Below are 6060 nucleotides of genomic sequence, written 5' to 3'. Positions count from 1 at the left end.
GGGGCTGGCCAGCCCCATCCAGTTGCGCGTGCCGGGCCGCGTGACCCCCTCTGCTCCCCAGTAAAGCCGCTGTTCGTTGCCGGGCGACAGCGACAGCCCGACCGTGTAGAAGGCCATGTCGAAATCATAGGCGTCGGTTCGTTCGGTATATTGCGCGTTGTCGACCGTGCTGATGCGCACCGCGATGCCCAGCCGCTTCAGCCCCTCGGCGAAGATGTCGACGATCTTCTGGCTCTCGGCCGCGCCCTGGCGCAAGAGGATCTCGAAGGTGAAGGGCCGGCCATTGGCATCGCGCAGCACCCCGTCATCGCCCACGTGCCAGCCGGCGTCTTCCAGCCGGGCAAAGGCCATGCGCAGGTTCTGCCGGTTCGAGGGCCGCCCGTCCGAGACGGGCAGCGCATAGCCCTCCAGCGCGCCGGGCAGCAGCTCGTCGGCAAAGGGTGCCAGCAGCGCGCGCACGCGACCCTCGGCGGGACCCGGTCCCATGCCAAGTTCGGAATTCGAGAAATAGGACGCAATCCGCGGCTGTGTGCCGCCGGTCAGCACGCCATTGATGAACTCGAAATCGAAGGCATGCAGCATCGCATCGCGCACCCGCCAGTCGGCAAAGACCGGACGGCGGCCATTCATCACCAGCCCGCTGATGCCGGTGGGGCGGGCATGCGGGATCTCGGATTTCACGATCCGCCCCGTGGCGATGGCGGGGAAGTCATAGGCGCTTTGCCAGCGCGCCGCGCTCGATTCGCGATAGATGTCGACCGCGCCGCCGCGGAACGCCTCGAACAGAACGCCCGCATCGGCGTAGAACTCGATGCGGATCTCGTCGAGATTGTGCTGGCCCCGGTTCAGCGCCAGATCGCGCCCCCACCAGTCGGGATTCCGGCGCAACAGCACGAAGCGGCCCGGCTCGAACCCGGCGATGACATAGGGGCCGGACCCGATCGGCGCCTCGAGCCCGCTTTGCGCGAAATCGCGCCCCTCCCATTGCGCCTTTTTCAGCACCGGGCGCAGGCCCAGGATCAGCGGCAATTCGCGGTCGGCGGTGGTGAAGGTGAAGCGCAGGCTGCGCGGCCCCGTCGCCTCGGCCGTTGCGACCTTTTCCCAGGCGCTGCGGTAGCGCGGGTGGCCCTGTTCGCCCAGCGCCCTGAACGACCACAGCACATCCTCGACCGTGACCGGGCTGCCATCCGAGAAGCGTGCGCCCTCGCGCAGGGTGAATTCGACCCAGTCACGATCCGGGCCGGTCTCGACCGATTCGGCCAGAAGCCCGTAAAGCGTGAAGGGTTCGTCCCAGGACCGGCCCATCAGCGTCTCGTAGCCGAGGCTGCGCAGCGCCCAGGGGGCTTTGCCCTTCAGGATGAACGGATTGAGGCTGTCAAAGCCGCCCAACTCGCCCATCACGATGCGCCCGCCCCGGGGCGCATCCGGGTTCACATAGGGCAGCGACACAAAATCCGGTGGCAGCGCAGGCTGGCCATACATAGCGATGCCATGGGCGGGTTCGGCCTGCCCGAATCCGGCTGCGCCAAGCAGCACCGCCGCAGCCACCGCGAGCGGCGCGCGGAGGGGATTGTTCTGTCTCATCTCGGCAACATTCCTGCCCGATGCCTTGTATTCTTGGGGAGTCAGCTTAGGGATGAGCACCCGATTTTTCAAACTTTTGGCTTGGCCACCGGCGGGGGATTGCGTATACAGAGGTTACTGCTCGATAGGTTTCTTGCCTGTATGAAACCTGCCTCAACAACTTGACGCTCGCCTTGTGCGGGCGTCTTTTTTTCGTGGTCGCGCCCGTCTGCGGCGCTTTCGCCGCGCCGCGGCGGAATGTAGACTCCTTCGCAACCGTTTCGGGACATTGCGAGGGACCCAAATGACGCTTTCCGGAAAGACCGCCATCGTGACCGGCTCCAATTCGGGGATCGGACTTGGCATCGCGCAGGAACTGGCCCGGGCCGGGGCGGATGTGGTGCTGAACTCGTTCACCGACCGCGCCGAGGATCACGCGCTGGCCAGCGACATGGCGCAGGAGCATGGGGTCCGGGTGCGCTACATCAAGGCTGATCTGTCCAGCGCCGACGCCTGCCGCGGTCTGATCGCCGAGGCAGGGGCCTGCGATATCCTGGTGAACAATGCCGGGATCCAGCATGTCGCGCCGGTGGATCAGTTCCCGGTCGAGAAATGGGACGCGATCATCGCGATCAACCTGTCCTCCGCGTTCCACACCACGGCGGCCGCGCTGCCGATGATGCGCGCGGCGGGCTGGGGGCGGATCGTCAACATCGCCTCGGCGCATGGGCTGACGGCCAGCTCCTACAAATCCGCCTATGTCGCGGCCAAGCATGGGGTGGTCGGGCTGACCAAGACCGTCGCGCTGGAAACCGCCGAGGAAGCGATCACCTGCAACGCGATCTGCCCGGGTTATGTGCTGACCCCTCTGGTCGAGGCGCAGATCCCCGACCAGATGAAGGCGCATGGCATGGACCGTGACCGCGTTATCCGTGAGGTGATGCTGGCGCGCCAGCCCTCCAGGCAGTTTGCCACGGTCGAGCAGCTCGGGGGGACGACGGTCTTCCTGTGTTCGGACGCGGCGGCGCAGATCACCGGCACGACGATCAGCGTCGATGGCGGCTGGACCGCGCTGTGAACGGATGCACGGGCCAGCGGCCATGACGCCCCAGCGCATCAATCCGGCCTTGCAGGGCGGGGGCGCGCATGGTGCCTTTACCTGGGGCGTGCTGGACCGGCTGCTGGACGAACCGGGGATCGGGATCGCGGCGATCTCGGGCAGTTCGGCGGGCGCGCTGAACGGGGCCGCGCTGAAGGCCGGCCTGGTGGCGGGCGGGCCGCGGGCGGCGCGCGAGAATCTCGACTGGCTCTGGACGCAGGATGGCCAGCCGCATGGTCGGCCCCTGTGCCTATGGTCCGTTCTACCGCAACCCGCTGCGCCGGATCGTCGAGCGATTCGACTTCGATCGCGTCTGCGCCGCCCGGCCGCCCGTCTTCTTCGTCGGGGCGACCAATGTGCGCACCGGCAAGATCCGGGTCTTCGAGGGCCGCGCGATCACCACCGACGCGATCCTCGCCTCGGCCTGCCTGCCCACGCTGTTCCAGGCGGTCGGGTGACCGACTCCGAGACGGGCGAGACGGATGCCTGTTGGGATGGCGGCCATACCGGCAATCCGGCGCTGTTTCCCTTTCTCGCGCCCGATCTGCCCGGCGATGTCGTCGTGGTCTCGATCAACCCGCTGGAACGCGCCAGGGTGCCGGTCACGGGGCAGCAGATACAGAACCGGATCAACGAGATCAGCTTCAACGCCTCGCTTCTGGGCGAGTTGCGCGCGATCCAGCAGGTGCGTGACCTGATCGACCAGGGGCGGCTGGAACGCGGCACGATGAAGGAGATCCGCGTCCACATGGTGTCCGACGACGCGCTGATGCGGCAGTTGAACGTAGCGACCAAGCTGATGCCAGCACCGCCCAGACCGATCCGCCACGGCCCGCGGCCGCCAGCGCATGCCCGCCGCGGATCGCCGCACGCAGCCGAAGCGCGCCATAGGCCACCAGGAAGGCCGCCCCGCCCAGCGTCATCGCCACCGGCAGCCAGGGCGCGGCGGCCGACATCCTGCCGAACCCCGCCACCCCCGCCGCGATCAGCACGGCATCCGAGGCCGCGCAGAACAGGCAGAGCGCGAAGACATGGCTCCGCATCAACCCTTGGCGCAGCACGAAGGCATTCTGTGCCCCGATCGCGAGGATCAGCGACAGCGAGGTGGCGAAACCGGTCAGCGCGGCGCCGCTCACGCGGGGTCACGCGCCGATCTTCTGGCGCCGCGCGATTTCCTGCAGCGGTTCGGGAACGGGCAGGGGGCGTTCCTCGGGCGAGACGAGCCCGGCCGAGATGATGAGCTTGGCGGCGTCTTCCACGGACATGTCCAGTTCGATCGCATCGCTTTGCGGCACGAACAGCAGAAAGCCCGAGGTCGGGTTCGGCGTGGTGGGCAGGAACACGGCCAGCATCTGCTCGTCCCGCGGGATACGCCGGTTGATCTCGCCCCGCGCGCGCGTCGATACGAAGGCCACCGCCCACAGGCCCCTGCGCGGGTATTCGATCAGAACCGCCCGGTCGAAATTGGACTCGGACCGGGCAAAGACCGTCTCGGCGATCTGCTTGAGCCCGTTATAGATCGAGCGGACGATCGGCATCCGGCCCACCAGCCGCTCGCCCCAGCCGATGAAGGACCGCCCGATCAGACCCTTGGCGGTCCAGCCGACAAAAAGGGTGAACAGAAGAAAGAAGATGACCCCGAGGCCGCGTATGTCGATGCCGATATACTGTTCGGGCTTGAACTGGTTCGGCACCAGCGGCAGCACGACCCCGTCGATCCAGCCCGTGACCGTCCAGATCAGCCAGACGGTCAGGCCGACCGGGGCGATCACCACCAGACCGGCGAGAAAGTTGTTCCTGAGCCGCGCGAAGAGTGACCGCCAGATATGGCGGCCATGTTCGTCCTGCGGATCCGTCTGGTGCTGGTCGTCTTTCTCGAACATGGCTGGCGCCCCCGCTGATGCCCATAGCTAGGCGCGGGCCGGTCGCTGTGCAATAGCCGGGGCGGCCGCCTGTCACGTTCAGGCGCCGGTCGCGCCCTTCCGGCACTTTGCGGGGCAGGGTGCTGCCCGGATCGGCGGCGCGAGGTCAGGCCAGGGCGCGGGCGATGGCGGCGGCCAGCCGGGCATTGTTGCGCACCAGCGCGACATTCGCGTCAAGCGAGCGGCCCCCGGTCAACTCCACGATCCGGGCGAGCAATGCGGGCGTCACTGCCTTGGCCGAGACCTTTGCGGTGTCGGCCAGGGCGCGCTCGATCACGGGGGAAATCTCGTCCAGCGGGATCTCGTCGGCCTCGGGGATCGGGTTGGCGACAAGCTGCCCGCCGGGCAGGCCCAGCCGCGCGCGCATCCGGTGGGCGGCGGCGATCTCGGCCGGGCTGTCCATCCGCAGCGGCGCCCGCAGGCCGGAACTGCGCGACCAGAAGGCCGGGAAGTCGTCGCTGCGATAGCCGATCACCGGCACGCCCAGTGTTTCCAGCACCTCAAGCGTCTTGGGCAGATCAAGGATCGCCTTCGCCCCGGCGGCGACGACCGTGACGGGCGTCAGGGCCAGTTCGCGAAGGTCGGCCGAGATGTCGAAACTGGTCTCGGCGCCGCGATGCACCCCGCCGATCCCGCCCGTGGCGAAGACCGCGATCCCGGCCAGATGGGCGCAGATCATGGTTGCCGCAACTGTCGTGGCCCCGGTCTGCCCCCGGGCCAGCGCCACGGCCAGATCGGCACGGCTGAGCTTGGCCACCTGCCCGGCGCGGGCCAGCCCGGCCAGCTCGTCCGGGGCCAGCCCCACCCGGATCGCGCCGCCCATCACGGCGATGGTGGCAGGCACGGCGCCGCCTGCGCGCAGTTCGTCCTCGACCGCGCGCGCGGTTTCGAGGTTGCGGGGCCAGGGCATGCCATGGGTGACGATGGTGCTTTCCAGCGCGACGACGGGCGCACCCGCCGCCTGCGCGGCGGCAACCTCGGGCGAAAAGACGAGCGCCGGCGCGGTCATCCGGACACAGGGTCTGGCGCCACCGCGTCCCGCGAGCGGGTCGGACATGGCATCATCGCGACACTCTGGAACAGCCGCTGCGGCGAGACTAGTCCGCAGCCGAGGCTTGCATGCCCGGACGAAACGCGTTATGCGCGCGCCACTTCACAGGCGGGGTTGGGCCCTTGCGGGGAGACATCCCGCTTGCGGTCCGCCGGTTGGGCATATGCCCTTGATGCCCCGCCCAGGCGCAAACCGGAAAGGAACACGACATGGCGCTTCCCGATTTTTCGATGCGTCAGCTTCTCGAAGCTGGCGTTCATTTCGGCCACCAGACCCAGCGGTGGGATCCGCGCATGGCCGAGTATATCTATGGCGACCGCAACGGCATCCACATCATCGACCTGACGCAGACCGTCCCGATGCTGGACGCCGCGCTGAACGTCATCCGCGAGACCGTTGCCAAGGGCGGCCGCATTCTCTTCGTC

At 68.0% G+C, this 6060-nt stretch carries 7 protein-coding genes and 1 pseudogene; 4 read left to right on the top strand and 4 right to left on the bottom strand.

The features are described from left to right. A partial coding sequence (locus ENN83_RS08845) for an extracellular solute-binding protein (protein WP_287186053.1) occupies positions 1-1584 on the bottom strand: 1584 nt, incomplete at its 3' end. 283 nt (positions 1585-1867) lie between these two features. Here ENN83_RS08845 and ENN83_RS08840 point away from each other — a divergent pair. The 3 genes and pseudogenes from ENN83_RS08840 (at position 1868) to ENN83_RS08835 (ending at position 3120) form a co-directional block, all read left to right on the top strand. Next, the gene (locus ENN83_RS08840; RefSeq protein ID WP_287186052.1) at positions 1868-2641 is read left to right on the top strand and encodes a 3-hydroxybutyrate dehydrogenase; all 774 of its coding nucleotides are present in this window, start codon (positions 1868-1870) and stop codon (positions 2639-2641) included. Continuing rightward, a pseudogene (locus tag ENN83_RS16930) lies at positions 2619-2879 on the top strand (patatin-like phospholipase family protein); the annotation flags it as partial. The gene ENN83_RS08840 and the pseudogene ENN83_RS16930, both read left to right, overlap by 23 nt. 16 nt (positions 2880-2895) lie before the next feature. After that, the gene (locus ENN83_RS08835; RefSeq protein WP_287186050.1) at positions 2896-3120 is read left to right on the top strand and encodes a patatin-like phospholipase family protein; all 225 of its coding nucleotides are present in this window, start codon (positions 2896-2898) and stop codon (positions 3118-3120) included. Between the two features lie 186 nt (positions 3121-3306). Here ENN83_RS08835 and ENN83_RS08830 read toward each other — a convergent pair whose 3' ends face one another. The 3 genes from ENN83_RS08830 to ENN83_RS08820 form a co-directional block, all read right to left on the bottom strand. Next, complete coding sequence (locus ENN83_RS08830; protein ID WP_287186049.1) at positions 3307-3798, bottom strand: LysE/ArgO family amino acid transporter; 492 nt, start codon at positions 3796-3798, stop codon at positions 3307-3309. A 6-nt stretch (positions 3799-3804) separates the two neighbouring features. Further along, positions 3805-4545, bottom strand: a complete 741-nt coding sequence (locus ENN83_RS08825) for a DUF502 domain-containing protein (RefSeq protein ID WP_287186047.1) — start codon at positions 4543-4545, stop codon at positions 3805-3807. A gap of 145 nt (positions 4546-4690) precedes the next feature. Beyond that, on the bottom strand, positions 4691-5593 hold the full coding sequence (locus ENN83_RS08820) for a pseudouridine-5'-phosphate glycosidase (RefSeq protein ID WP_287186045.1): 903 nt from the start codon (positions 5591-5593) through the stop codon (positions 4691-4693). Positions 5594-5844: 251 nt separating this feature from the next. Between ENN83_RS08820 and rpsB the strand changes: the two genes are divergently transcribed. Continuing rightward, the coding region (gene rpsB, locus ENN83_RS08815) for a 30S ribosomal protein S2 (RefSeq protein ID WP_287186043.1) at positions 5845-6060 on the top strand (216 nt) is incomplete at its 3' end.

Source organism: Rhodovulum sp. (assembly GCF_011048875.1).
Taxonomy (GTDB): domain Bacteria; phylum Pseudomonadota; class Alphaproteobacteria; order Rhodobacterales; family Rhodobacteraceae; genus Rhodovulum; species Rhodovulum tesquicola.
Note: the sequence above shows the minus strand (reverse complement) of the source record. Positions and strands in the feature narration are given on the sequence as shown.

Coding starts and splice junctions, on each gene's coding strand:
- ENN83_RS08840 (WP_287186052.1), top strand. CDS start 1,868: ATGACGCTTTCCGGAAAGACCGCCATCGTGACCGGCTCCAATTCGGGG.
- ENN83_RS08835 (WP_287186050.1), top strand. CDS start 2,896: ATGGTCGGCCCCTGTGCCTATGGTCCGTTCTACCGCAACCCGCTGCGC.
- ENN83_RS08825 (WP_287186047.1), bottom strand. CDS start 4,545: ATGTTCGAGAAAGACGACCAGCACCAGACGGATCCGCAGGACGAACAT.
- ENN83_RS08820 (WP_287186045.1), bottom strand. CDS start 5,593: ATGACCGCGCCGGCGCTCGTCTTTTCGCCCGAGGTTGCCGCCGCGCAG.